The sequence below is a fragment of the Emticicia sp. BO119 genome, assembly GCF_013912375.1.
Lineage (GTDB): Bacteria > Bacteroidota > Bacteroidia > Cytophagales > Spirosomataceae > Emticicia.
In genome coordinates this window covers 515276-540612 of the sequence record NZ_JACETV010000003.1, presented here as the reverse complement: position 1 = coordinate 540612, position 25337 = coordinate 515276, and the positions used below count along the sequence as shown (strand labels likewise).

24 protein-coding genes are annotated in these 25337 nt (G+C 38.2%); 15 read left to right on the top strand and 9 right to left on the bottom strand.

What is annotated here, in order from left to right; genetic code table 11:
- Positions 1-118 precede the first annotated feature (118 nt).
- Both H1R81_RS13760 and H1R81_RS13755 read left to right on the top strand, forming a co-directional pair.
- Positions 119-1978: a T9SS type A sorting domain-containing protein gene (locus tag H1R81_RS13760; RefSeq protein ID WP_181841301.1), complete on the top strand. Its 1860-nt coding sequence runs from the start codon at positions 119-121 to the stop codon at positions 1976-1978.
- 129 nt (positions 1979-2107) lie between these two features.
- Positions 2108-2968: a glycosyltransferase family 2 protein gene (locus tag H1R81_RS13755; protein WP_181841300.1), complete on the top strand. Its 861-nt coding sequence runs from the start codon at positions 2108-2110 to the stop codon at positions 2966-2968.
- Positions 2969-3064: 96 nt separating this feature from the next.
- Here the strand turns inward: H1R81_RS13755 and H1R81_RS13750 are convergent, their stop codons facing one another.
- Both H1R81_RS13750 and H1R81_RS13745 read right to left on the bottom strand, forming a co-directional pair.
- A complete protein-coding gene (locus H1R81_RS13750; protein WP_181841299.1) occupies positions 3065-4306 on the bottom strand; it encodes a hypothetical protein in 1242 nt (413 codons plus the stop codon).
- A 167-nt stretch (positions 4307-4473) separates the two neighbouring features.
- On the bottom strand, positions 4474-6138 hold the full coding sequence (locus tag H1R81_RS13745) for a tail fiber domain-containing protein (protein WP_181841298.1): 1665 nt from the start codon (positions 6136-6138) through the stop codon (positions 4474-4476).
- A 345-nt stretch (positions 6139-6483) separates the two neighbouring features.
- On the opposite strand from H1R81_RS13745, the gene H1R81_RS13740 reads away from it, so the two are divergent.
- The 4 genes from H1R81_RS13740 (at position 6484) to H1R81_RS13725 (ending at position 11410) form a co-directional block, all read left to right on the top strand.
- The gene (locus H1R81_RS13740) at positions 6484-7431 is read left to right on the top strand and encodes an Ig-like domain-containing protein (RefSeq protein ID WP_181841297.1); all 948 of its coding nucleotides are present in this window, start codon (positions 6484-6486) and stop codon (positions 7429-7431) included.
- 149 nt (positions 7432-7580) lie between these two features.
- On the top strand, positions 7581-8129 hold the full coding sequence (locus H1R81_RS13735; RefSeq protein ID WP_181841296.1) for an RNA polymerase sigma factor: 549 nt from the start codon (positions 7581-7583) through the stop codon (positions 8127-8129).
- Between the two features lie 11 nt (positions 8130-8140).
- Positions 8141-9652 (top strand): hypothetical protein, encoded by a 1512-nt coding sequence (locus H1R81_RS13730; protein WP_181841295.1) that lies wholly within the window; start codon positions 8141-8143, stop codon positions 9650-9652.
- Between the two features lie 225 nt (positions 9653-9877).
- Entirely contained in the window at positions 9878-11410 is a 1533-nt protein-coding gene (locus H1R81_RS13725) for an SBBP repeat-containing protein (RefSeq protein WP_181841294.1), read from the top strand.
- A 444-nt stretch (positions 11411-11854) separates the two neighbouring features.
- Here H1R81_RS13725 and H1R81_RS13720 read toward each other — a convergent pair whose 3' ends face one another.
- A complete protein-coding gene (locus H1R81_RS13720; protein ID WP_181841293.1) occupies positions 11855-13255 on the bottom strand; it encodes a C1 family peptidase in 1401 nt (466 codons plus the stop codon).
- Positions 13256-13513: 258 nt separating this feature from the next.
- Here H1R81_RS13720 and H1R81_RS13715 point away from each other — a divergent pair, with 258 nt between their 5' ends.
- The 3 genes from H1R81_RS13715 to H1R81_RS13705 all read left to right on the top strand — a co-directional run bounded on the left by H1R81_RS13715 (position 13514) and on the right by H1R81_RS13705 (position 16881).
- Positions 13514-15205 carry a 3-coathanger stack domain-containing protein gene (locus tag H1R81_RS13715; RefSeq protein WP_181841292.1) on the top strand — a complete coding sequence of 564 codons (1692 nt, stop codon included), beginning with the start codon at positions 13514-13516 and terminating at the stop codon, positions 15203-15205.
- A 140-nt stretch (positions 15206-15345) separates the two neighbouring features.
- On the top strand, positions 15346-16293 hold the full coding sequence (locus H1R81_RS13710) for a DUF1080 domain-containing protein (RefSeq protein ID WP_181841291.1): 948 nt from the start codon (positions 15346-15348) through the stop codon (positions 16291-16293).
- 111 nt (positions 16294-16404) lie between these two features.
- Positions 16405-16881 carry a hypothetical protein gene (locus H1R81_RS13705; RefSeq protein WP_181841290.1) on the top strand — a complete coding sequence of 159 codons (477 nt, stop codon included), beginning with the start codon at positions 16405-16407 and terminating at the stop codon, positions 16879-16881.
- A gap of 72 nt (positions 16882-16953) precedes the next feature.
- On the opposite strand, the gene H1R81_RS13700 is transcribed toward H1R81_RS13705, so the two are convergent.
- On the bottom strand, positions 16954-17832 hold the full coding sequence (locus tag H1R81_RS13700; RefSeq protein ID WP_181841289.1) for a C1q-like domain-containing protein: 879 nt from the start codon (positions 17830-17832) through the stop codon (positions 16954-16956).
- A 327-nt stretch (positions 17833-18159) separates the two neighbouring features.
- Here H1R81_RS13700 and H1R81_RS13695 point away from each other — a divergent pair, with 327 nt between their 5' ends.
- Positions 18160-18546 (top strand): VOC family protein, encoded by a 387-nt coding sequence (locus H1R81_RS13695; RefSeq protein ID WP_181841288.1) that lies wholly within the window; start codon positions 18160-18162, stop codon positions 18544-18546.
- Positions 18547-18619: 73 nt separating this feature from the next.
- Here the strand turns inward: H1R81_RS13695 and H1R81_RS13690 are convergent, their stop codons facing one another.
- Entirely contained in the window at positions 18620-19120 is a 501-nt protein-coding gene (locus H1R81_RS13690; RefSeq protein ID WP_181841287.1) for a hypothetical protein, read from the bottom strand.
- 78 nt (positions 19121-19198) lie between these two features.
- Positions 19199-20302 (bottom strand): TlpA disulfide reductase family protein, encoded by a 1104-nt coding sequence (locus H1R81_RS13685; protein ID WP_181841286.1) that lies wholly within the window; start codon positions 20300-20302, stop codon positions 19199-19201.
- A 169-nt stretch (positions 20303-20471) separates the two neighbouring features.
- Here H1R81_RS13685 and H1R81_RS13680 point away from each other — a divergent pair, with 169 nt between their 5' ends.
- The 4 genes from H1R81_RS13680 to H1R81_RS13665 all read left to right on the top strand — a co-directional run bounded on the left by H1R81_RS13680 (position 20472) and on the right by H1R81_RS13665 (position 22095).
- Positions 20472-20798 carry a helix-turn-helix transcriptional regulator gene (locus tag H1R81_RS13680; protein WP_116982384.1) on the top strand — a complete coding sequence of 109 codons (327 nt, stop codon included), beginning with the start codon at positions 20472-20474 and terminating at the stop codon, positions 20796-20798.
- A complete protein-coding gene (locus H1R81_RS13675; RefSeq protein WP_181841285.1) occupies positions 20795-21301 on the top strand; it encodes an SRPBCC domain-containing protein in 507 nt (168 codons plus the stop codon). The genes H1R81_RS13680 and H1R81_RS13675 overlap by 4 nt, the downstream gene beginning before the upstream one ends.
- A 65-nt stretch (positions 21302-21366) precedes the next feature.
- On the top strand, positions 21367-21798 hold the full coding sequence (locus H1R81_RS13670; RefSeq protein ID WP_181841284.1) for a DUF1801 domain-containing protein: 432 nt from the start codon (positions 21367-21369) through the stop codon (positions 21796-21798).
- 87 nt (positions 21799-21885) lie between these two features.
- Complete coding sequence (locus H1R81_RS13665; protein WP_181841283.1) at positions 21886-22095, top strand: hypothetical protein; 210 nt, start codon at positions 21886-21888, stop codon at positions 22093-22095.
- A gap of 12 nt (positions 22096-22107) precedes the next feature.
- On the opposite strand, the gene H1R81_RS13660 is transcribed toward H1R81_RS13665, so the two are convergent.
- Positions 22108-22989 (bottom strand): LysR family transcriptional regulator, encoded by an 882-nt coding sequence (locus H1R81_RS13660; RefSeq protein WP_181841282.1) that lies wholly within the window; start codon positions 22987-22989, stop codon positions 22108-22110.
- A gap of 126 nt (positions 22990-23115) precedes the next feature.
- On the opposite strand from H1R81_RS13660, the gene H1R81_RS13655 reads away from it, so the two are divergent.
- Entirely contained in the window at positions 23116-23520 is a 405-nt protein-coding gene (locus H1R81_RS13655; RefSeq protein WP_181841281.1) for an EthD family reductase, read from the top strand.
- A 202-nt stretch (positions 23521-23722) separates the two neighbouring features.
- On the opposite strand, the gene tnpA is transcribed toward H1R81_RS13655, so the two are convergent.
- Both tnpA and H1R81_RS13645 read right to left on the bottom strand, forming a co-directional pair.
- Positions 23723-24160: an IS200/IS605 family transposase gene (tnpA, locus tag H1R81_RS13650; RefSeq protein ID WP_181841280.1), complete on the bottom strand. Its 438-nt coding sequence runs from the start codon at positions 24158-24160 to the stop codon at positions 23723-23725.
- Between the two features lie 346 nt (positions 24161-24506).
- Positions 24507-25205 carry a hypothetical protein gene (locus tag H1R81_RS13645; RefSeq protein WP_181841279.1) on the bottom strand — a complete coding sequence of 233 codons (699 nt, stop codon included), beginning with the start codon at positions 25203-25205 and terminating at the stop codon, positions 24507-24509.
- Positions 25206-25337: the final 132 nt, after the last annotated feature.

The window sequence follows — 25337 nt, the reverse complement described above, 5'->3', positions numbered from 1 at the left end:
AATACTTATAATTTTTTTAGCTGAAATGAGTCTGATAATGAGTAATTTTACTGATAAAATCTCCACAAAATTTCAGATACCAAACTTTTTTACCCTTAAGAGTAACCTGTCGGTCTTTATGAAGAATATACTATGCTACATATTTTTTTCTGTGTATTGGTGCCAGGCAGCGTTTGGATGGAATGTCGAATCTGAAAAGGGAATAGGGATACAAAAAACCAGCATAGATACCTGTATTATCGGGTCGTTTAAAATTGAAAAATCGGGAAATATACTAAGACCTACAAAAACCACAGATTCATTGTTATCAGAAAATGACTTTAACTACCAATGGTATAGAAATGGTGATAGAATACCTGATGGTGCAAGAAAGACTATTCAGGCAACAGAGACAGGATACTATACTCTACAGTTGACAAGTAAAAGCAATTCTGAGTGTACCAGTGCCTCTGCCAATTTCATCGGTCTTTATACCCCGGCAACTGATGCCTCTCTTGTGCTTTTTATTGATTATAACAGGAATAAACTGACTGTTATACCCACTATAGCAGGTAGTAGCCTTGAATGGTATAAAAATAATCAGCTACTTGCAGGAGAGACCTCAACTGCGATTAATTATGAAGCAGATGGAATCTATAAAGTAATAGAGCATTATCAGAACATCAACAAGGAATCGAATGAATTGGTATTAAACACAGGAGTTGCCATTGAAATAGTTAAAAATACCTTTTTGCAGTTAGACGACCCCTGCCGCCCCGGGCCTTACCTGAAATGTACTTTTGGGTCTGACATTCCAGTAGAATACCAGTGGTTTCTTAACGGTATTCCGGTAAAAGACTCAACCAATAGCCATTTTAATCCGGTTACTACCGGAGACTATCAGGTAAGTGTACATATCCCGAACCGAAACCGAACCTACCTGTCGGGTAAATATAGGTTAGTTCCGGCCGATTTCCCCAAATCATTACCCATTAACAGAATAGACAATGCCTGTACCGGCGATGCCCTGCTGAAAGTTGACGATGCTTTTATGCAGAAGTACCAGTTTAAGAGTATTGTATGGCGATTGAACGGGCAGGATATACCCAATGAAACCTTGCCCTATTATAAAGCAACTAAAAATGGCTACTATACTTTTTCGGTTAAATATTTAGTAGGATCAGATTCTTACGAATGTACCTATAATTCGTTTATTGATTTTGCTAAAAAACCTTCATCCGACCTTAACTTAGGATATGCCTATGCGGGTTCGGGTTGTGTAGTAGATTCGTTCAAAGTATTTGTGGAGCTCAACAAGGCTTTCAGCTATAACTGGACAAAGAATGATACATTGCTTAAAAATGAACATACCAATGAATTGTTTATCAGAGATAAAGGGATTTATAAAGCGATAATCAATAAGAGTGACGGCTGTATTTATGAAACCAATGCTATAACTTTAAAAGGGTGCACTGCCGATACTTCCAATAAGTTTCTGATGCTTAATCCGCCTATGCTTACGACGGATAAAACCACAGTATTTGTAAATGAACAGAGTTTTATCAGAGCCAATGGCTGTACGAATGTCAGTTTTCAATGGCTGAAAGATACCGAACCAATTGCAGGAGCCAATCAGGCTGAATTTGAGATAAAGCAGAGTGGCACATATCGGTTGCGGATTGAGAAATCGGGTTGTATGGCTATTTCAGAGCCTGTCAGTATTGTGGTTGAAAATCTGCTTTCGGAAGAACCCGACACAGATATACAGGTTAAGGTTTATCCGAATCCTTTCAATGAATCGGTTTCAATTGAATTACCTGCTTGGGTTAATACAGGTACAGAAATAAAGCTGACAGACATGGCCGGAAAGCTTATTAAAAGCTGGAAAATAAGAAATAAGTACAATTTAGAATTAAAAGAGTTGCCTGCTGGCGTATATCTGCTGACTTTCGATATAGGGGAGCAGCGGATAGTCAGGAGAGTGGTAAAGAGGAATTAACGCTTTGGTACATAGCCTTTTATTAAACATTATTCTTCTCTTTATACAAATACACAATCGATATTTACTAATTTTACACCTGATTTCCAATAGCGACCTTTTATAGCCCATTCTCCGTATTCAATTATCATGAGTGATATTTCTATAGTTATTCTGACCTACAACGAGTCTGTACACATCAAAAGATTATTGTCTAAAATTGCCGGATTGCATGCGCCCATATTCATTGTTGACTCAGGTAGTACAGACGATACTGTGGCTATTGCCGGGCAATATGGTGCTACTGTAAAAGTGAACAAGTTTGAAAATCATCCCAAGCAATGGGATTTTGCCTTAAAAAACTGCCCTATTACTACACCCTGGATAGTAGGTTTAGATGCCGACCAGTATCCATCAGAAGAATTACTGAAAAAACTCGGCTCTTTTTCAGATGCCGCTGTTCCGGCCGATGTGAATGGGATTTATCTGAACCGGCATAACTATTTTCAGGGCGAAAGATTAAAGTATGGCGGCTATAGAAATTTTTATATGCTCAAGATGTTCCGCACAGGTAAGGGCTGGTCTGACCTGAACGAAAACATGGATCACCGCTTTGTGATAGAAGGCAAAGCCATTATCTGGAAAGACGAAATACTGATAGAAGATAACCTGAAAGAACATGATCTGGATTTCTGGCTACATAAACAGATCCGGTACAGCAACCTGACAGCACAAGAAGAGTTTCAGCGTAAAAAAGGATTAAGAGGACAAACCCTGAAACCTAATCTATTTGGAAGTCCAGATGAAAGAAAAGCCATTTTCAAGAAAATATGGTGGAATATGCCGCTTTTTGTCAGACCTATGATTTATTTCTTCTATCGTTTTGTTATCCGTTTAGGCTTTTTAGAAACTACCTCCGGCCGTACCTTTCACTATCTGCAAGGTTTCTGGTTCAGGTTTTTAGTAGATGCTAAAATCAATGAAATGGAGCGGAAGGAGAAGAGAAAGTAATCTATATATTTTGCAACAATGTACACAATTTGACTATATCAACTGATTGTGTAACATTGTGTACATGGTGGCAATTTCTTTGTTGCAAAATATACTTTACTCCCCAATCGATGGCGTTTTGATTTTTCCTGATGACAACTGGCTCAGGAAATATACAAAATAGATGCATAGCCCTAAGTACACAATCTGCAAGAGGTATTCCAGCACATTAAGCATATTCCATCCAATGAACGAATCATAGTATTTCCCGCCTAAATAATACCATAAAGAGGGGTGAACAGCCCCAATGATATTCAGGAGTATCATCAATACCCATTGTCTGGTTTTAAACGACTCCCCAAAGAAATAAATAACTGGTAGCAGAATCGTATATAAATAATTCGGTAATGAATTTTTATGTACGATAATCGTAATCATATTGGTAAGTATAAAAGCAAAAACCAGTAAACGGGTTTCGCTATAAGGTTTAAGATTTTTGAGGTAATAGAAAGCCCCCGCCAGAATAATCAACAGCCCCCCCCAGTTAAGCAGTTTACTTTGGGGCTGTACACCGCCAATAACCGGACTCAGGATACTCACCAGATTAGGAGCAAAGGGCAAATCGCCTAACTGAAGCGGAGCCAGGATTTTTTCTCCAACCAGATATAGCATAATAGCAACAGAAGGAATACCAACAATTAAAAGACCGGTTAAAATCTTGCCTCTGAGTCTGGAAAAAATCAACAAAAGGGCTATAGGAATAATAAGCAGTATTTTTGTGCATAATATACCCAGACCTAATATAAATCCGATATGAATCGCATTGCCAGATTTTTTATAATACCAGATGCCCCAGGCAATAAATAGCCACAGAAATATGTCTTCCTGTCCGCCAAATAACAGAAAGATAAATGGTGCGGGTAGAGCCAGGTAAAGCACTATATAAAAAACAGTGTATTTATTACTAAACATGGCTTTGGTAAGATAGATAGCGATCAATTCGTAGATCATCATCAGAAAAATGATAGATTTAGGAGAGTCGACAATGGCTAAAGTGACGGCATTCAGATAGGGGAACAGAGGAGAGTAGGGTTGCCAGAAATCACGGTAGACTACCATTCCTTTTAGGGCTTGTCGGGCGGTGTCATAAAAAAAGATGACGTCAGACTTTACACTAAAATTCAGAAAAACATAAACCATACAAAAAGGCAGCAAACGCAACCCAAACCAGGCACCGATGATAGCTAAATGACTATTTACTGATAAAAAACCATTAATTTTTTCTTTTTTGTAGAGTAAAATAATAGTAAAAAGACTTAACAAAAGAGAGATAGATACTTTCCCTAAAACTACAGACATCGGTATTGTTTTTTATTTGGTTCGCAAAGGTACGATTGAAATGTTACATTTGCCAATAGTGACGAAACTGAGTGAATGTGTATATGATTGGTTTCGGCATAGCCCACTGTTTGAACAGAGGGCCAGCCGTTTGGCCAAAAGCAGTACAAGAGCAATACACACAATTCTTATTTCCCTGTCGGTGCTTTCCCCAACTGCGCTCCAAGGGCTGCCTCAAGTGCTTCCATTCGGGCAGTTAATAGCTCAATTCGCTTGTCGGTTTCTTTATTCTTAGTTTTTAATTCGTCATTTTCTTTAGCCAGTTGCTGAATGGCACTGATACCCAACATCGAAATAGCTTCGTAATCCACACTACGGAAATCGGTTACTTCTCTGCCATATACAAATATATTATCAGTGGGGTGTTCCCAGTCTTTTACAGTAAAACCATTGCCCGAAACTTCAATCACTTCGGCTTTGAGCTTGCCTTTTTCAGGGTGAATAAACTGGAGTTTTTCACCAACCTTTATAGCGTATGGCTTTGCCAATGTACATTTAAGTGTCTTGTTTGTTTGGTCAAAAACAACATTCTGAGCCAATGTATAAATATCAGGAATAATATCTTTGTCTTTACTGACTGCTTGCGGATATACCTTTTCTACCTGTTGTGCTATCACTTTTTTATACACCTTATTACCATGTTGTAGATAGTCTTTCATGGTATAATCTGTTATCTCCAAGGCTCTGATGGTGGCTAAATCCTTTTCTGAATTGCTGATACCGACAACGTTTTTGATACGTGCATCTGATATAGCCACAAATTGTATGGCACAAACACCCCACTCCGCATAAATTGAAATAGCAGCTGCATCACTGGAAGAATTGGTTAATGTATAGCTACCTGTATTAGAATTACGCTTTAAGTATATAAAAGGTGGTTGAACAGAAGACGAACCTATCACATCCAATGGGCCTCTTGGGGTAAGGGTGTTTATGCCAACCCGACCACCGCCTATACCTACTACAGTACTATTATTGTTAGCTCTGAAAAGAATGTCAGTGGTTGAAGCTATTGAAAGCCCTCCGTTTGACTGAGAAATGCCAGCGGCATTTGTGCCATTGCCAAAGGCAATATCATTGCCTGCATAGCCGGTTGAACCCATTGAACCGATTTGTAATAAGTTAGCAGGGTTTGCTACATTGATACCGACATAGCCACCTGAAGGATAGCGCGGCCGCAGAACAATATCAACCGAAGAGACCCATGCACTTGTGGTACTTGATTGGTAAAATGCTCCGGCATGTGTTCCATTACCAAAGGCAATATGATTTCCGGCAAATCCGGTTGGGCCTACTGACCCGACTTGTAATTTGTTGGTAGGACTTGAAGTACCTACACCAAAATTGCCCGTACTATGTTGTAAAATCATTTTTGTGCTGGAATTATCAGTGGCAAATTTCAGATCATGAGGCGTATGTGTCTGAACATAAGCACCACCTGAACTTGTATAAAAACCAACTCTGGTCTCTCCATCGGCGGTTTCCTGGCTTATTCCTATCCCACTACTTACCACTGTTAGTGGTCTGCCAGGTGTTGATGTACCAATGCCCACATTACCAGTATTGGTTTTATAAATATTAGTTCCGTTCAGTGCCCAGCCAGTGGCAGAGGCGGCATTTGTAATGGAAAGCCAGGCTGTGCCATTCCAGTATTGGAGTTGATTGGTGCTGTTATTGAAGTAAACTGTACCCTTTGTAGGGTTAGCTGTTGTGGTAGCCAATGTGACAGTCTGTGCAATAACTAACTGACTAAAAACCAGTAAGCAAAGAATAAGTAAAAATGTTTTTTTCATGGCTGATGCGGTTTATGAACTCATGAATAATGGACTTATCAGATATTAGGTAAAAAACTGATTAATTAAACAGGGCTTATTATAAACAGGCAGTTAGATAACCCCAGCGGAAAGCACTTTCTTTACAACAGAAAACAAAAAATGGAAAGGAATTTGACAAATGATTGAATATACATCGAAATTCCTGAACAGTATAATTTAAATATAACAATTTTGAGCGGGCATTGTTAAGGTTTCTTTTATTAAATATATCCAGCACTAAATTTTAAATAAACATAATTTTTTTTTACATTCATTACAACCTTTTCAAGACCTTGGCAGTCAAGACTGTAATTAACCAGAAAAATGCTTCGGAAATTATATATACTTATATTATTGGTGACAGTAATTTCTTGCGATATCGCTAAGGAAGATGCAATAGGCCCGACACTCGAAGACGAAAATCCGGCTAACACTTTCTTTACATTGCAGGAGAATAATCTTACCATAGACCCCACTGCGTTTGCTGAACTAAAGGAAGCTACTTCTCTTTCGATTAGCCAGTTGCCCAAAAATGGTGAAGCGAAATTTATAGAAAACGGATTCATTTTCTATCGCCCAACCAACAGGCTGGCTACCTCTGATGCTTTCTCTGTGGAAGGTAAAACCCCTACCGGAGGAAGCATCACAGAAGAAGTAAAAATCAACTTTGTCAGCAATCCCTCAGATTTACCTTGCTATGCAGGGGCCTTAGGGGATAATGCGAAGGTGGAGTCTGAAAAGAGCATTGAAATCAATGTCATGCTGAATGACAAAACCTGTAGCTCAATTGCAGATAACTCGTTGGTAATTGAGATTCCTCCAAAAAACGGTAAGGCAGAAGTAGTGAATCAGCGCATTGTCTACACACCCAACAAAGATTATGCAGGAGATGACATTTTGTTCTATCGGGTAGGGATCAATACTAAAAAGAACCCTGTGGCTTCGGTTGACCTGAAAATAGCTGAGTCGGCAGAGTGTATGAATGGTATCATTGACGATATTATTAATATCCTGAGCTATACGCCTAATTCAGAATTACAATTGGATGTATTACAGAACGACAGGTTATGTAGCTTGTATAAAGATGCCGAGTTGAGGATTCTGACCAATCCGGCTGTCGGGACACTCAGAATCGACAAAACGTTGGGTACACGCCCAATGATTATGTATAAATTAACAGAGCCTTATAAAGGCCAGCAAAGTTTTGAATATGCTTTGTATCGCTCTGAAAGACTTTTTATCAAAGCGAAAGTTACAGTGAATTTTAATTAATAGTGAATGACGAATTAGTGAATTGTGAATTAGCAAATCTCTCAAAGCAATAAGAATTATTCGCTAATTCGTCAATCCTCATTCATATTTCACACTGCTTAGCGGCCATCTAAATAAATTATTATTAGCCTCGATTTTTACCAGCTTTTGTGCAAACAAAAAGTGACCTTGAACTCTTAGAAGGGTGCTTAAGAAGAGATTCTAAAGCACAGGCGGCTCTTTACCACCAGTATAAGGGTCGCTTTTTTGGCATTTGCCGAAGGTATGCACAAAATAAAGAAGATGCCGAAGATATTTTTCAGGACGCTTTCGTAAAGATATTCCTTAACCTGAAAGAATTGCGTAGTGCAGACCAGCTAAGTGCATGGATCCGCCGGGTAGTAGTAAATGTGTGCATTGACTATTACCACAAGAAGGTCAACCTGGTGGATATAAGCGAAATACCCGAAGCCATGCCGTCAGACTGGCAGAGTGAATCGGTGATTTCGCAGATGAGTAATCAGGAACTATTGAGTGCGGTGAACGAACTGCCAGACGGGGCTCGTATGGTGTTTAACCTATATGTTATTGATGGCTATAGCCATCAGGAAATAGCAGAGATGATGAAGATTTCAGAAGGCACTTCTAAGTCTCAACTATTCTTTGCAAAGAAAGTGCTTAAAAAAAAATTACAGACCATTGGAGTAGCCATTGATTAGCCAGATAAAAGATGGAAAATTTTGATGAAAACTTGGAAAATGAGTATCGGAAGCGTTTCGGGAATTTTGACGAAATGCCTGACGATATGCTATGGGAAAAGATTCAGGCGCGCATAAAACCTGAAAAGGAACGGCCTTTTATTGTATGGTGGAGCAATATGCGCGGTCCTGTGGGCATTGCAGCAACTGTCTTGTTAGGCTTGCTATTGGGGGTCTATTTTTTCATACAACCGGATCATACTGTCCGGACAGGTGATTTGCCTAAGCAACCGAATGAGATTACATCGCAACCCAGAAAGCCAGACTTAACCCAAAAAGATAATACTGTTGCTTCAAACACCGCAACTGGTATCAAAACAGGAAATCCTGTGAATAATGAACCAAAGCCATTAGCCTCAACAGAAACGATTGGCAACCAAAAGAACAGGGTTGCCGCACAGACACCAGGTCTGAAAAAAACACAGTTAGCAACAACAGATACCCAAGAAACAATAGCTAAAGTATCTGTTGAAAAAAAGAATCAGGAAGAAAACAAACCGATTATTGCTGTGAACCCTGTTACTCAGGAATCAGGAACTGAGAAATCTGTTATAACAGAGACAAAGCCATATGAAACAGAGAAAGCAGTATTGGCACACAATGACGATAGGCAGGCAAAAGAAACAGCTAAAACTATTGCAGAAGAGAAAACAGGTGAACCTAAATTGGCGGTTAATCCTGTTCCAGATCAACCTGTGGGTAGTGCGGATGCTTTAGCAAATGAAGCAAACCCGGTGTTAGTAGTAAAGGATACCTTGTTTCCGAATATCAATACCCTTAATGGAAAAGAGGTACAACAATTAGCCGTAACAGCCAGGCCATTAGAAGCCCCGGAATTACCTGTGGCTGAATTATCTGTGGCCGAAGAAGAAAAACGAAGACTGGTGTTTATACCCCCAACAGAGATATTCGCCAATGTATCATCCACGCTTAGTTATTATATGTTTTCGCCTAATAAGGGAGACCAGATACTGGTCAATAACTTTAGCAGTTCTTCGCAGCGTTTAGGTTTTGCGGCGCAACTGGGGTTTGTATATCCATTAGCCAAAAAGATGGATTTACGTACAGGAATGAGCTATTTTCAAGGGAAATCGCGTATCAGTTATGGTATTACTGATAATTCTCAGAAAAGTGTAACCGTTCTGAATGATAATTCGGTTCAGATAAACCCGGGGAGGTCAACTAAAGATGAAAACAGAAACTGGCAGTATTTCGAACTGCAAAGCGATGTGCTCTACGAGGTAAAGAAAATGCACGCACTTTCGTTAGGAATGAAATTCGGTCTTCAGACTTCCGCTATAAATAAGCCTTTGCTACAAGCGCGCTTAGGATACAGGGTAAGCAAAGCCATTGCCGAACACTGGGCTTTATGGCTTGAACCAACCGTATCGGTATCTTTATCTTCACACCATGCCTTAGAAAACCTGTTTATGTATCGCACTACAGGCTTTGGACTGAATATGGGTGTTAGTTTGTTGAGGTAGGCTCGATGAGTAAATAAGTGACTCCTATGATAATTTTGTGACTGATTATGTGCCAGGAAATGGGTGCAGCGCGAACCCCACAAGACTAAATTAGTATTCAAGACTTTTTTTTATCATACAATTGACAGTGAGTTAATATTGCTGTTACAGGATTCTTGTTGCTAAAATTAATGTACTGATTATAGTTTTCTCATTTCACAGACTTAAAAACAAACCATTAAACGCATGAAAAAAATCATCTATTGCTGTGTACTGATTGGTTTATTGACTAAAGTACAAGCCCAGCATGTAACAATTACACCTGCGGGCATTACTCCTGTTATCTCTCACCCCCGGATCAGTTATGATGCTATTCTGGCTCTGCCTTCTCCTCAAGAGGGAGACCTGGCCTATGATACTACCTTTAAATGTTTACGTATCTATGCCAACGGCAAATGGTTGTGCAGCTATCAGAATCCAAACAATTATACACCTAATCTAACACCTTTGGTATCAATAAAAGGGTCATTATTTGATTCTACCCCATCAATAGCTGTAGATGGTAGCGGTAATTTCTACGTCGTTGGTATGTATTCGGGGAGTGTTACATTTGGAGCCACTACTTTAACCTCATCAGGGCATAGTGATATTTTTATAGCCAAGTATAATAAAGCCGGTGTTGTGCAATGGGCACAGTCGGCAGGAGGTACGGCCGGAGAGTATGGATCAGATATAGCGGTCGATGCCAGCGGCAATATCTATATCACAGGCGGTTTTTCGGGAACAGCTACTTTTGGCACATCGAGTATTACTTCCGGAGGTAATAATGATGTATTTATAGCCGGATATACTAATAATGGTGTTTTACTTTGGGTGCAGCAGGTAGGTGGTGCAGGTGATGCAATGGGAACAAGTATAGCAATTGATGAGAGTAATAATGTATATGTCACGGGTAATTATGCTAATACAGCAACATTTGGGGCAACGTCAATTACTTCACAGTCTTTTACATATGATATTTTTATAGCTAAGTATGATAGCAATGGTGCTTTTGATTGGGTGCAGTCGGCAGGTGGTGGTGGCAATGAATCCGGGTCAGGTATTGGCATTGATAATAGTGGAAACGTGTATGTAACAGGCTATTTTACAGGAATGGCTACATTTGGAGAAATACAAAAAACGTCTAACGGAGGGGGTGATATTTTTTTTACTAAGTATGACAACAATGGCAACTTTCAGTGGGTACAAACAGCAGGAGCGTCTGACTATGATATTGGACAGAATCTGGCTATTGATGGCGACGGCAATATTTATATAACGGGTACTTTTTTTGGTACTATCACTTTTGGTACAACTTCTATTGCTTCGCAGGGCGGGCGAGATTTCTTTATAACTAAGTATGATGGCAATGGTAATATAATTTGGGTGAAATCAGCAGGTGGAACATCAACAGAGGGTAGTGTAGGCATAGCTGTTGATGATACAGGTGTCTATATCACAGGGCATTACTCAAGCACAGTTTCATTTAGTTCAAAAATTATCACTCCTGAGAGTTATGAATATGATATTCTGATAGCTAAGTATAACAAATCTACTGGTAATTTTATATGGGTACAAACAGCAGGTGGCACAGAAAGAGACGAAGGAACAGATATAGCTGTTGATACTACCGGAAATGTATATGTTGTCGGTAACTACAGGGGTACTGCCAAATTTGGCCAAACATCTAAAACAGCTCAAGCAGATAAGGATATTTTTGTTGTCCGGCTTGACCAGTAACCAGAAAACCATTGAACAAAACCCTTGAAAATATTTTTAAAGCTTTTATTCTCAAAATAAATAATACAAACACTATAATTTTATTATCGGGTGGCTGTAGGTGCAAAGCATATTCTGCTAAAAAATAATGAGCCACCCAAAAGGTAGCCCTTATCTCAAAACATTTTGCTTTTTGACTAAAGAACTAATTTAGCTATTTTGCAGGCATTTGTCAAATAATTTTATTAAACGGGATTTTATTCAAAAAAACTGACACAAATTAATCGTCAAATGAAAAATTCATTGAAGAGTAATTGTTAAAAAAAATGAAAACAAACCTTGCCTTGTGATTCTTAAGGTGTTTAACTCTAATAGATATACGTATAAATAAAAACGCCTTAGATTTATTCTCTAAAACGTTTTTATTTATACATGAAAAAGAATTTGCATGGATTAACACTTTTGCTATTCTTCTTCATCATCATCTTCTTCTCCTTCATCCTCTTCTTCTTCCTCATCACTTTCCTCGTCATACTCCTCTTCCTCGTCTTCTTCTTCCTCATCACTTTCCTCATCGTACTCTTCATCCTCGTCTTCTTCTTCCTCATCACTTTCCTCATCGTACTCTTCATCCTCGTCTTCTTCTTCCTCATCACTTTCCTCATCGTACTCTTCATCCTCGTCTTCTTCTTCCTCTTCGCTTTCCTCGTCATACTCCTCTTCCTCGTCATACCCCTCTTCCTCGTCTTCTTCTTCCTCTTCGCTTTCCTCGTCATACCCCTCTTCCTCGTCTTCTTCTTCCTCTTCGCTTTCCTCGTCATACCCCTCTTCCTCGTCTTCTTCTTCCTCATCACTTTCCTCCTCTTCGTACTCCTCCTCATCATATTCTTCTAACTCTTCATATTCTTCAGGACCGTCTTCTTCATACTCAACTATTTCAATGGTGTCAAATACATCAAAATCATCATAATCATCTTCTGTATAGACTACAAAATCGTTGCGGTCATAACCTTTTCCACCGTCTATTACCGATTTCTTGTCTTCTTTCCATGTATCTTCATAATCCGGTATAGGAGCTGTACGTGCAATCATCCAGCTATCTCCCATATTCAGTTTAGTGTTTATTACATAGTCATAAGGCATATAACAATATCCTTTATCACCCCATTGCTCTCCCCACGAATTACGTACAATAAACATTTTATCAACCTCTGAATACCCCACACAAAGCATGGCATGAAGCCCGTGCGCCTGGCGACCGGCTTCATCTGGCGACGGCATGGGAACAATACCCTTGTTCTGATTGCAGCTATCGAATCCTTTAAAAAGGGCTATACCAAAGATAATCGGGTATCCCTCTGCCAGACATTGTTTCCAGGCTTTCAGGTCGGTAGGTACATATTTTGTTTCCTGTACCTTAAAATTTGCCGCTTCTGAATATGTATCAGAATGTGGTTTTTCATTTACTTTTTTAGTATCATATGGCCAGGTTTCTTCGGTACAGGCTCCTAATTTGTGTAAACTCTCAATTGCATACTGAATATAGCTGCCTTTATCCTGAATATTGCTACTGGCACGGAGGCGGGCATTGTAATACACAAATAAGCGGCTTACTTCGAAGGCTCTGTTTTTCAGATGTTTTTTTGCCAGATACTCATAAGCTCCGGCAGTAGCGTTAGCTGTACAGCTACTGAGATGTTTCTGGTTTTCGACCTTTGTCATGTACGGGCGTAGGTCAACTTTTTGTGGGAGGTCACTTTTCTTCAGATTTGACGAGGGCTTGTAGTTTTCTGCATTTGAGCTTGCTGCCATATAGGCATAGCCTTTCAGGACACTCTTAGTGCCATCTTTTTGCTTAAATTCCATACTCATAGATGTTTAGGTGTAATGTTAATCAACGCAATTAAAAATTTCGGGAAGATATGGAGAATAGTTTATTTCGGAAAGGGTTTTCGATCAGGGATTTGAATTTTAATTCGGGCAAATTGATACATAATACTTTAAAACAATTGTGGGTTGGTTTAATCAGATTAAATTATAATTTATTTTAAGGTATTATATTTTTATTATTACGGATTATTTGTAAAATTGTATCTTAACTAAATCTTATCAATTGACTGTGCTATGAAAAAAGAACTTACCTTAATGCTGCTTTTTTTCAGCTACCAACTTGTTGCCCAACGAAATATCTATGTAGACGCCACCAGTGGAAATGACGCAGGTAACGATGGGTTGACGCTCAATACTCCTTTTAAAACCATACAAAAGGCATTCATGGTAATGATAGATAAAGATATTATAAATATCAGAGGAGGTGTTTATTCTGCTACAAACCTCAACATAGTACGGTCGGGCACGGCTTTAAACTACCTGACACTTAAAAATTATCAGAACGAAACCGTAATAATTGATGGGGGTGCTGCTACAAGCCAGAAAATGCTGAATATTACGTCACAGAGTTATATAAAAATAGTGGGTGTCCATTTTAGAAACAGTAAAGGACGCAATGCCTACGGCCTCAATATTGATGGAAGCTCGCACCATATCGAAATCAGGGATTGTAAAATCAGTGATATAAAAACCAATGAACTGGTTGAAAATATTTCAAGATGCAATTTAATAAATGCCTTACCACTTAAGGTTTGCGGAAGTAGCCCGACAGCTATTACAGATATAATTATTGATGGCAATGAAATTTTTGATTGCCAGACTGGCTGTAGCGAGGGGCTTTCGGTAAGTGGCAATGTGAATGGCTTTCTGATAAGCAATAATTCTGTGCACGACATAAGTAATATTGGCATTGTGGCAGCAGGGCAATACGCGAATTTTTGCCCAGGAGTAGCCCAAAACGGAATCATCCGGGCGAATGTGGTATATAATTGTGTATTTCCCGAATTATCAGTTAATTCAAGTGCATCGGGCATCTATATTGATGGAGGGCATAATATTATTGCCGAACAGAACAGGGTTTTCAGATGTCAGGTAGGTATGCAATTGGGGTGTGAAAATGAAGGGAAAACCGCCAGTAATGATACCCTGCGAAACAACCTGGTATATGATAATGAAAAATGGGGGATTGGTGTTGGCGGAGATATAGGCTTTGTTGAAAACTCTGCAGTGCTGAACAATACACTTTTTAAGAATAATCGTTATTTTGATGGAACATATTATGGGAATTTCGGTGAGCTGTTGCTGCAAAAAGTAAGAAACTCGTCAATTATGAACAACCTGTGTTTTGTGCGCTATCAGGCAAGCAATGCAGTATTCATGAAGTGGACTAATCCGGTTGATTTAACAAATATGACAATTAACTATAATCTGTATTATAATGATAACGGAGTTAATTCGTTGATATTGGTCAAGCATATTGGCGGGTCTGATAATGTTTTTTCATATAACCATTATCTATCTTTAGGCTATGATTCAAACGCTGTTACAACAGACCCCCAGTTACTGAACCCAGTGTTCCCTCAACCTGAATTGCATCTGAAGAGTAACTCTCCGGCCTTAAATGCAGGCTGGGTCTCTATTGACAATAAAGCCGGAAACAATGATTTTGATGGAAATACCCGGAAAAGCAGCACCATAGATATCGGAGCCTATGAGTCTCAGCCTTGTCCATTCAGTTATCGGCTATATGGTACACCCCCTGATGGTTTAACCCAATTTAAAAGTTCTCAGAATATCTATTCTATCAGCAGTATCCCGAATACCACAGGTGTAAGCTATCAATCAGTTAATAAAATTGAGTTAATGCCAGGGTTTCAGGTAGCAAACGGGGCAGTTTTCAGCGCAGATCTTTCCGGTTGTAATTAAAGCATGGATAAAAATAAACCCTGTTTATTGATGAAAAACTGCCACTTTTATTGCTATTTTGCCAGTAGAAATCATCGATACACTATCGATGAATTAAATTTATTACTTTAACTTTTAATTCAACCTAAAAAATACCAGAAATGACTACTCGATTTCAAAAAATTGCCGGCATTTTCAGCTTTATTTTTATTTTAGGCCAAACCGTATCGGCGCAATTAGCACCCATTAAGCATATCGAAGGCCGCTGGGATATTACCATAACTAATAAAGATGGTAAAACCTCACCGTCGTGGTTAGAAGTGAATCACTCAGGTGTAAAATACCTGAACGGGTACTTTGTGGGCAGTGGTGGTAGTGCCAGGCCAATCTCGCGTATCACATTTGAAGGAGATAAAATGTCATTTTCAATTCCACCACAATGGGAAAATATCGATAAGGATTTAGTAGTAGAAGCCACTTTGAATGGCGATAAACTAACCGGAACTATGCACACCCCCAGCGGTGAAATGGTGAGTTGGACAGGAGTTCGGGCCCCTAAATTGAACAGCACCAAAACACCTGTGTGGGGCACACCGATTAAGTTATTTAACGGTAAAAACCTTGATGGCTGGGAAGCTACCGGAGCAACCAATCAATGGATTGTAGAAAATGGCGTGTTAAAAAGCCCGAAATCAGGGTCTAATCTTCGTACCGTTAAGACTTTCAACGATTTTAAACTGCATGTAGAGTTCAGATACCCTGAAGAAAGCAATAGTGGAGTGTATTTAAGAGGTCGTTATGAAGTACAAGTGACAGACAGCAAAGGCAGAGACCCTTTGAAAGACCAGTTAGGGGCGGTTTATGGTTTTATTGCTCCATTGGAAATGCCAGCAAAATCTGCCGGAGAATGGCAGAGTTTTGATATTACTTTAGTGGGAAGAGTAGTAACAGTAGTATTGAATGGCAAAACGATTATCTACAAAAACGAGATTCCGGGCATTACAGGTGGCGCATTAGATAGTAATGAAGGTGAGCCGGGTCCGATCTTCTTCCAGGGAGACCATGGCCCGATTGAGTATCGTAATATCGTGATTACTCCTGCGAAATAATTGAGAAGGTTTTATACTGAATGTCTGGTTTTGAAATAGATTTATATTAATTTTTTCATAACCAGACATTTACCTTTTGTTAGTGACACGAAAAAGAGATTTAATTATCTAATGGAGATAATAAACATACCTACGGCCCCGGAAGACTTTTTAGAGTTACCTATGCATAGCCATGTTTCTCTTTTTTATGAGAAATATCCTCCGCCCTACGACACCTATGAATCGAAGAAGCACAGCATTATCATTTTCAGGATTGATACTATTCAGCTATCTTACACCCATGATATTTTAGACTATATAAAGATAGATTTCAGCTTTAAGCAAAGTTTTACTTTCAAATTTAACTCAATAGAAGTCGATAGAAGCACATCGTATGATGACATCAGGCAGATAATAGCTGATGGAAACATGGAATACATGGAACATGTGTTCTCAGAAAATCAACTGAATATGGCTATCAATCATTGGGCATTATTCATTTTTGATATTCAGGAAGAGGGTACTTTTTTATATTCAGTTGCGATCCCTTTTAGTATGGATAGCCACCGGGCGCTTTTCTTTAATGACCCGCCAAAGAAAGGACGTTGAGAGAATCGGTTATCCCTGAAACAGACTCATACAAACCTGTTTCAGGTATAGATACGATTAAAAACACTTCTCTTAAAAAATCTGCATCACCAATCGGCCACTGAAAGAAATCTGGTTTTTTCCACCATCAATTAATTGTGCCACAATTTCTGCATTTAGGTCAATCCAGAGTACGTCTCCTACTTCCAACATAAAATCTCCACTAATTGTATGATGCACTGTCGGGCCAAATATATCAGACCCATCTTCGGTATAAATTCCAAATTTTGTATATTGTATGGTTCTGTTTACAGGATCTCCAATTCTTTTTCTTACCAGACTCACATAGGGTGCATAACCGCTGTTTGGTCCTTGTGTTTTTTTGTAGCTGGCTACATGTGTTTCAATATGATAAATTCCTCTCACCGGGGCTGTAAATTTCCCCGAATTAACCGAATACATTTGTCCAATATTATAATCTGGATAAGTAAACATCAATTGGACGGTCTGATTTGCGCCAACTGTCATATTAGCTTCTCCTTCCAGCCCCTCAGCCCTGAAAGCATAAGGTTTTTGCCAGTTGAGCGTGCCATTATTATCAATACTTACGAGTGTTGAACCTTTCACCGGGAAATTGCCCCTCACTCTCAGGTTTCCATTAATATCAAGCGTGGTAGTTGGGGCTTCAGTACCAATACCCACGCGGCCGTTGAGTAATACAGCATTGTTACCAGAGTTTACCCAATTACTTGGAGCAGCGGCGGTTGAAGGGTCAACCCAGGCAGAGCCATTGCAGAATAATACTTTATTCTGTGTAGTATTATAAATCAGCTTGCCTTTATCTGCCACCGCACAAGCCGGATTTGCAGCTACTCGAGGTAATTGTAAACTATTGGGGTCAAGACTGATAGATTGGGCAAAGCCTATTGAAATGCAGCCAACAAAAGCTATAGAAAAGAGTATTGATTTCATGGTTATAAAGCATTTTAATAATTTTGGGTGATTTGATTCCCAAAATTAGATTTGAACATGGGTTATAGGAAATTTACTTTGGCGAATGGCCACAAGCTGGAAATGAATGGTTAATTTTTAGAATTGAGTCGTTGGTTAACATTGGTTTTCAGACGAAAACATAGTATGGTAGCGTAAAAGAAGGTTTTTCAAAACAGACAAATCTGAACAAATTTTAGTATTAAGTGGTTGGTATTCGTAATATTACGGTTTGTATTAATCGTGCCGGATAATGGGCACTCATGATTACCGAAAATAAAAACTATTGATCTCGAAAACTTTCTATCTATGAAAACCAAAAAAATCTGGGCTAATTTCGGAGTGCAGGATTTAGCACGAACCACACAATTCTACCAACAACTCGGTTTCAAGCACAACGGTGCATCTGACCAATTAACGAGTTTCTTCTTTGGTGACGAAAATTTTATCATCCATTTTTTTAAAAAAGAGATTCTGGAACCTAATACAAAAGGGCAATTGATTGATACTAAAACCGGAAATGAAATCATCTTCACTCTTTCGGCAAATAGCAAAGAAGAGGTTGATACCTGGGCAGAAGAAATACAACAAGCCGGAGGAAAGTTAGTTTCACAACCTGAAGCTTTTGGTGAAGGCTATTACGGCTTTGTTTTCGCTGATCCTGACGGGCATAAGTTTAATGTGTTTTATATGTAGGGTATTCTAATATAGTCTCCTTATAATTGACTAAGAGCCAAACTATAGTTGGCAAAAAATGATTATGAGCTGACTAAAATTCTTCAAACTCTAAAGTAGACTCTTCTAATTCACCCTTCGAAAAAATAATGTGATTCTCTACTTTTTCATCTAAAATGGGCTTAAGGAGAGTTATTACATACGCTTTGTCAAATCGCTTCAATTGAACCGAATCTTCATTTGTAATTAAATGTATATAATGACCTATCAGCAAATCTCCTTCAATAAATACATCTTTCGAAATCCTTATCAGGTTCAATTGCTTTTGTATAGTTGGATTTTGTATAGTTGAATAATTTTCTACCTGAATCACGTCTTCTATATAACCAAAAGATTCAGATTTCCCTTCAGGTACACCATTAACCAGATTCATTGCATAAGAAATCGAATTATCTGAACGTCTGAAAATTACTTTTCCTGTAAACAGATTGTCGTTTTTATAATAAAATCCGTTTTTTAAGGTCAAATCTTTTCTTTCTACTTTATTTGGCGTACATGAAGCTAAGATGAGAAAAATACAAAGTAACTTTTTCATGAAATATTATTATAAAAGATTTTGCTGTTAGTTAACAGGTTTCATCCAAACAAGCAAAGGCTATTACAAGAACTAATATTATTTCTTCAATTCCTCACTCATCAACTTAGTAAGCAAACTCAAATCAATATCATTTTGCTCATCCCGTACATAAATGATAGTTCCGGTCGGGTCTATTAAAAAGACTTTAGGGAGGCTCATGTCACCGTATGATTTAAATAATTCCATATCTCTGAAAACATGTAGCCAGTTCATGTTGTATTTTTTAACAGCCGTTTCAAAAGCCTTGTATTTCGTATCCTGCGTAACTGCCAGAATTTCCAGTTGATTACTTGCATAAGTATCGTGTATAAGCTTGATAGCTGGTAGTTCTGCGATACAAGGCTCACACCACGAAGCCCAGAAATTAAGCAAAAGATACTTGCCTTTAAAATCTGCTAACGAAAGCGCGCGGCCTTTGATGTCTCTGGTAATAAAATCAGGCGCTTTTACGCCACTTTTTATGGTTCGGCTGTAGAGTACCCGTTCGATGGTTTTTCCTTCATAGGTATTTTTTAAACTATCGGGAAAGGCTCTATAAATAGCATTAAGACTGTCTAAACTGTTATCGGTATAGATAAGGTCTCGGTATAACCATAAGCTATAATAGTCTTTATTATTAGCCTTAACAAACGCGAGTTGTTTCTGTTGTAGTTGATCTATTTTCTGAGAATATAAGTACCTTAAAGAATCATTATCTGCGATTTTCTTAAAATTTTCTTCATAAAAATCGTCTAAATCCTTTTGCTCAACTGAAACATAGGCAGTGAATTTCTCGGCCTCAACCGTTTTTAAATCAATAGCATCAGTTAGTTTTTTTTCGCCTCTGTTTACAAACCTGATAGTAGCCGTTTTTTCCGTTACCCAGAAACGGCTATAGTAGAATAGAGAATCAGCTTCAAAACTAATGATGATTGTAGCATATCTCGAAAAAAACTCACCTGCAATTACACACTGATTGGCTTTTATAACATTCGCTAATTCATTATTGGCATCTCGCCCATTATCATAGCGAATGGAGATACTGCCAATGTTTGCTTTCGGTGGAAAACTAATCTTAACCGCGAATTTCTTCTGCGCCAGTAGTTGATACGGAAGTATCAGAATTGATAGGAGAATGAACGTTTTTAGTCGGGCACGCATGATAATTTTGGTTAAGTACTTGTGGTTGTGTAAAGCTATTTCAGAATTAACGATTTTCACAGGATAAACTGTAAACTTTTTTAGCGCGAATCAATCAATAAAACTTTTTTAAAAAATAATTTGCGAAACCAGATAGTTGCGCATATATTTGCAACCAGATAATTGCATAATGGAAACCAGACGAGATATATTTCAAGCGATAGTCGACCCGACGAGACGGGCGATTATTACACTCATTGCTTTACAGGCAATGACCCCCAACGCTATAGCCGAACATTTTGATACCACCCGGCAGGCTGTTTCGAAACATTTGCGGATTCTGACCGAATGTGAACTGGTGACACAAAAACAACAAGGCAGAGAAATCTTTTACCAACTGGAAATAGACAAAATGAAAGAAATTGACCAATGGCTGGCCCAATTCCGGGAGATTTGGGAGGCACGCTTTAATCAATTGGATGAAGTATTAGCAACACTTAAAAACCTGAAAAAATGAACTCAGCCCTATTATTCGACTTTGTTGTTGATAAAGACAACAGAACGATTACCATTAAACGTGAGTTTGATGCAGACCTTGCCATGGTTTGGGAAGCGTGGACAAACCCCGAAATTCTGGATAAATGGTATGCTCCGAAACCATTCAGAGCCGAGACCCAGACGATGGATTTCAGAGAGGGTGGCTTCTGGCACTATGCTATGATAAACCCGCAAGATGAGAAAGTTGGCTATAGCCGTTATGATTATCAGAAGATTGAACCTCAGAAGACCATCGTGGAGTTGAGAGGATTCTGTGATGCAAACGGAACTGTTAACCCAAATTTTGCGCGTACCACTGCCACAAATGATTTCAGAGAAGAGAATGGTAAAACACTGGTAAAAATTCATGCCCAGTATGGAAGTGTAGAAACGCTTGAATTTATAGTGAAAAATGGATTTATAGAGGGTATGTCTGCTTGTTTTGGTAATCTGGATGAGTTGTTGGGTAATGGGAAGAATTGAAATACCAATTAATCAATATGGCAACCCTTCGGCTGCCATATTGATTTGTTATAATAATATCTAACATGAACATAGAAGAGCAAATCAAAGATTATATTGCCAGCCAGCCCGAACCGAAACGTAAAGAGATGCAGGGGTTGCATGAACTTATACTTAGGCTGTTACCAGAAGGTAAATTGTGGTTTACAGATGGTAAAGACAGTGATGGCCGTGTTATCACTAATCCCACAATTGGTTATGGATTATACACTATACACTATGTAAATGGAACCACCAGAGATTTTTTTCGGATTGGTTTGCTCGCCAACTCAACCGGAATCTCTGTGCATATATTGGGTATAAAAGATAAAACCTTTTTGCCCCGAACCTATGGAGCAAAGCTTGGTAAGGCGAGTGTAACCGGGTATTGTATCCGATTTAAAACCGTGAAAGACATCAATATTGACATACTTGAAGCTGCCATAAAATATGGCGCTGAATTGCCGAACCACGAATAGGAGGTGGTATAATTTGTTTGAGCAATCAAAGAGGATTTTTTAGGGGTTGATACCCCGCGTAACAATTTTCGCAAACATTCCTTTGTTATGGTCGAAATATTCAAAACAAACGTAGAGGAGACTTCGGAGTCAATATTTCTTCTGCAAAAACTTTCAAATCAGTTTCCCAAACACAAAATAAATTTTGACCTGAACGATTGCGAAAAGATATTAAGAGTGCAGGGAGAAGATATTGCAATAGAGAAAATTATTCAACTACTGAATAAAGAAAATTATCAGTGTAAAGTTTTAGAATAAGTCGTGGCTATTTCAGGGCATGTCAGTGTGCATACTTCTGAGTAGCTCGTAGAATTTTTGCACGGCTTTCTTTTCATAGACTTCTTTAAGCGATAGAATCATGAGCGTGCGCTTCATGTTTTTCCCGTCGATGTGTATGCCTACAACTTCTGGGTCGTTTATACTCGTATCGCTCAATATGGTATGCCAATGCCCTGTTTTTACGATTTCGAATAGAGTGGGGATATCGTTGATTTCCATACAGATATTCGGGTTCAGGTTTTCTTGTCCGAATGATTCTACAAAGAATTGAATAGTGCTATAGCCACTGAAAGGCAATGCCAATGGCAGTTGGGCAACTTCATCAAGCGATATACTGTTTTTTTTAGCCAATGACGATTTTTTAGCTGTTACCAATACCATATTGGCTTTGAGAAGTGTCTGACATTTCAGATGCGACTCTATAGCATCTTCATGGAAGGTAATAATAAAATCAAAATGGTATAAATTTAGTTTTTCGAGCAGGTCTTTGGTAGTGCCGAATACCACCTGGATTTTGATATTGGGGTATTGTCTGGCAAACGCTATCAATGTTTTGGCAAAGAGTATCCGCATAGAGTAAATCACGCCGATAATGATTTTTCCGGCATTGAGATTTTTCAAATCTTTCAGCACCAATAAACCTTCATTAGCTCTGTTGATACTCTGCAAAGCATATTCGCCAAATATCTCTCCGGCTTCGGTTAAGGTTATTCTTTTGCCGACGCGGTTAAACAGAGGTACATTTAATTCATCTTCCAACTGCTTGATTTGCTGAGATAGGGTACTCTGGCTGATATTCAGCACTTTTGCAGCTTCTGTGAAATTTAATAATTCCTTCGCTTTTAAAAAGTATCTGAGTTGGCGTAGCTCCATATTTCTAAATCGGTTTTATCGATTGATTTTATCGAAAAATAGCGTTTTGCAAATATAGGCACTGTTATGATATTTGTGGAATACTATTTCAGATAGTGTATTTTAAAACTTAATTTTATATCAATCATGAAGTTGAAACTTATTACATCGCTATTACTAATGACCATTGGATTTACTGCATTTAGTCAGGAAAAACCATCTGCTAAACCTGAAAAAGGCTTGATTAAAATATCGGTCATGTACCCTTTTGCCGAAGGTAAAACCTTTAATATGGCCTACTACGAAACCAAACACATGCCCATGGTGGCAGCGTATTTAGGGTCAAATCTGGTAAAATACACCATTGAAAAAGGACTTGCCAGTGGTATTCCTAACCAACCACTACCGTATATGGCTATCGGCACCTTTTACGTAAAAAGCCTGAGTGAGTATCAGGCAGCCATCGCCCCAAACAGAGATGCAATAAGAGCAGATTTTGCAAATTATACGAATGTTGCTCCTGTGATTTTGGTTAGTGAGGTGGTGAGGTGATTGGGAGAAAACTTCACTATTTAATCAATTGCCTCCAGCTTTAGCTGGGGGATAGTAAATGAATATAGTCCTAATTGGCTTTAGCCAAATCATAAACATTGCTAGTCCAAAGATTTTGGCTAAAGCCAATCGGCATAATTATTCTCATTATACCCCAGCTAAAGCTGGGGGCTATTGAATAAAACAATTAATCAAAATCTATTCAACCCTTAAATTTTTCAAACCCATATCTCAACATAAATTCCTCATATTCCTGTGCAAATGTTTTTGTTTTATAATGTTCTTCTTGGTTCTTAATGTAATTTCTTACCTTTTCAATCATAGATTCTGATACTGACACAGCAAAGTATTCATCTTGCCATTCAAATTGTTGTTCTGTTATTTTCTGTTTATTTATCCAGAATGAGGCTTCTCCCTTTATGAGTTGGATAACTTTCTGAATACTCTGGTCAACTCCGAGTGATACAAGACAATGGCAATGGTCAGAGTAACCATTGATTGTATCTATAAAAATTTCTTTTTCTCTCGCATTTTCTCTGATGTGTTGCCAGACCAGATGCCTTTTTTCTTGGTTAGCAAGCAATGGTTCGCGGTTTTTCGTACTCCAGACAAAATGGATGTAGACTTTAATGAAGGGCATTTTGTGGGGTTAGAATTGGGTTGATTTTTAATTGTCTAATCTAAAATAGGTTTGTGTAAAGATATTCAGAATTAAATAGTTTTGTTCATATTGAGTAAGACAAATGTTTCGGCTAAAGCCGATTAGGACTGTATTAATTCTGTATCCCCAGCTAAAGCTGGGGGCTATTGAGATAGGAAACAATTTTCTCAATAGCAATTTTTCAATAGCCCCCATTTTCAAATGGGGGTAACAATAAAGCAATCATCCTAATTGGCTTTCGCCAAAATTATTTGTAATGAATCAGAACTTCTATAAATGATGTTTTACAAGATTTATGCAATCTGATTAGTCTTAAACTATGTAGTTATATTTCCAACATTTGTGGTCTAACAAAATTGCAAAATGCAGCCAAAGTATCATACTCACATTGGTCTGCCATCGTAAATCCACAATTTTTAAATGTTAACCTTAAATAATCAATAAAAGGTATATCCCAACCAATAAGTAAACTATCAATTGATGGTGAAGTAGTTAACTCAAGATTATAGCAAGAGCCACTTATATTATCTTTTTGCAAATAATCGCCAGACAATAGAATCTCATTTATATCATAGTCGTCATAAATCAAATCAGTCAGTAATGTTCTAATTGGTGGAATATCTATTGGGTCAGCACCTACCCAAGGAATATCAGGATAAACTTTCCAGTCCCAACAAAAATTGCAAGAGCCAACAATTCTATAAAAATATTCCAAAGACAAAGGGATATGTCCAGCGTTCTTAAGTTTCGATTTCAATTCAAATAATAGTAAATCGACATTTGGGTCTGGTGGCAGCACAGGTATCTGCCAGTTATATTGTATAGTAGATACAAACTTATAGTCAATATTTTTTAACGCATTATAAATTATATCAAGATTGAATTTAACTCTTCTAAAGGTTTCCTTTAAAATCAAATCAGTTTGAATAAAATTGTTTGAATTGAACGCTCCCTCTCTTAGAGCCGAAAGTTCGTCGTAAACTTTTGTTGTTTCTCCATTTATATATCTGTCGAAAAGTTTCATAATATAGAGTAATCAATAATTGTATTGTAAATATGCGAAACTTTTACAGTGCTTTTTATTAATCTGTACTATTAAAATAATCTTTAGTTCTAAAATAAGTTCCTCAAACCTATTTTAGAACTCTGCACATTA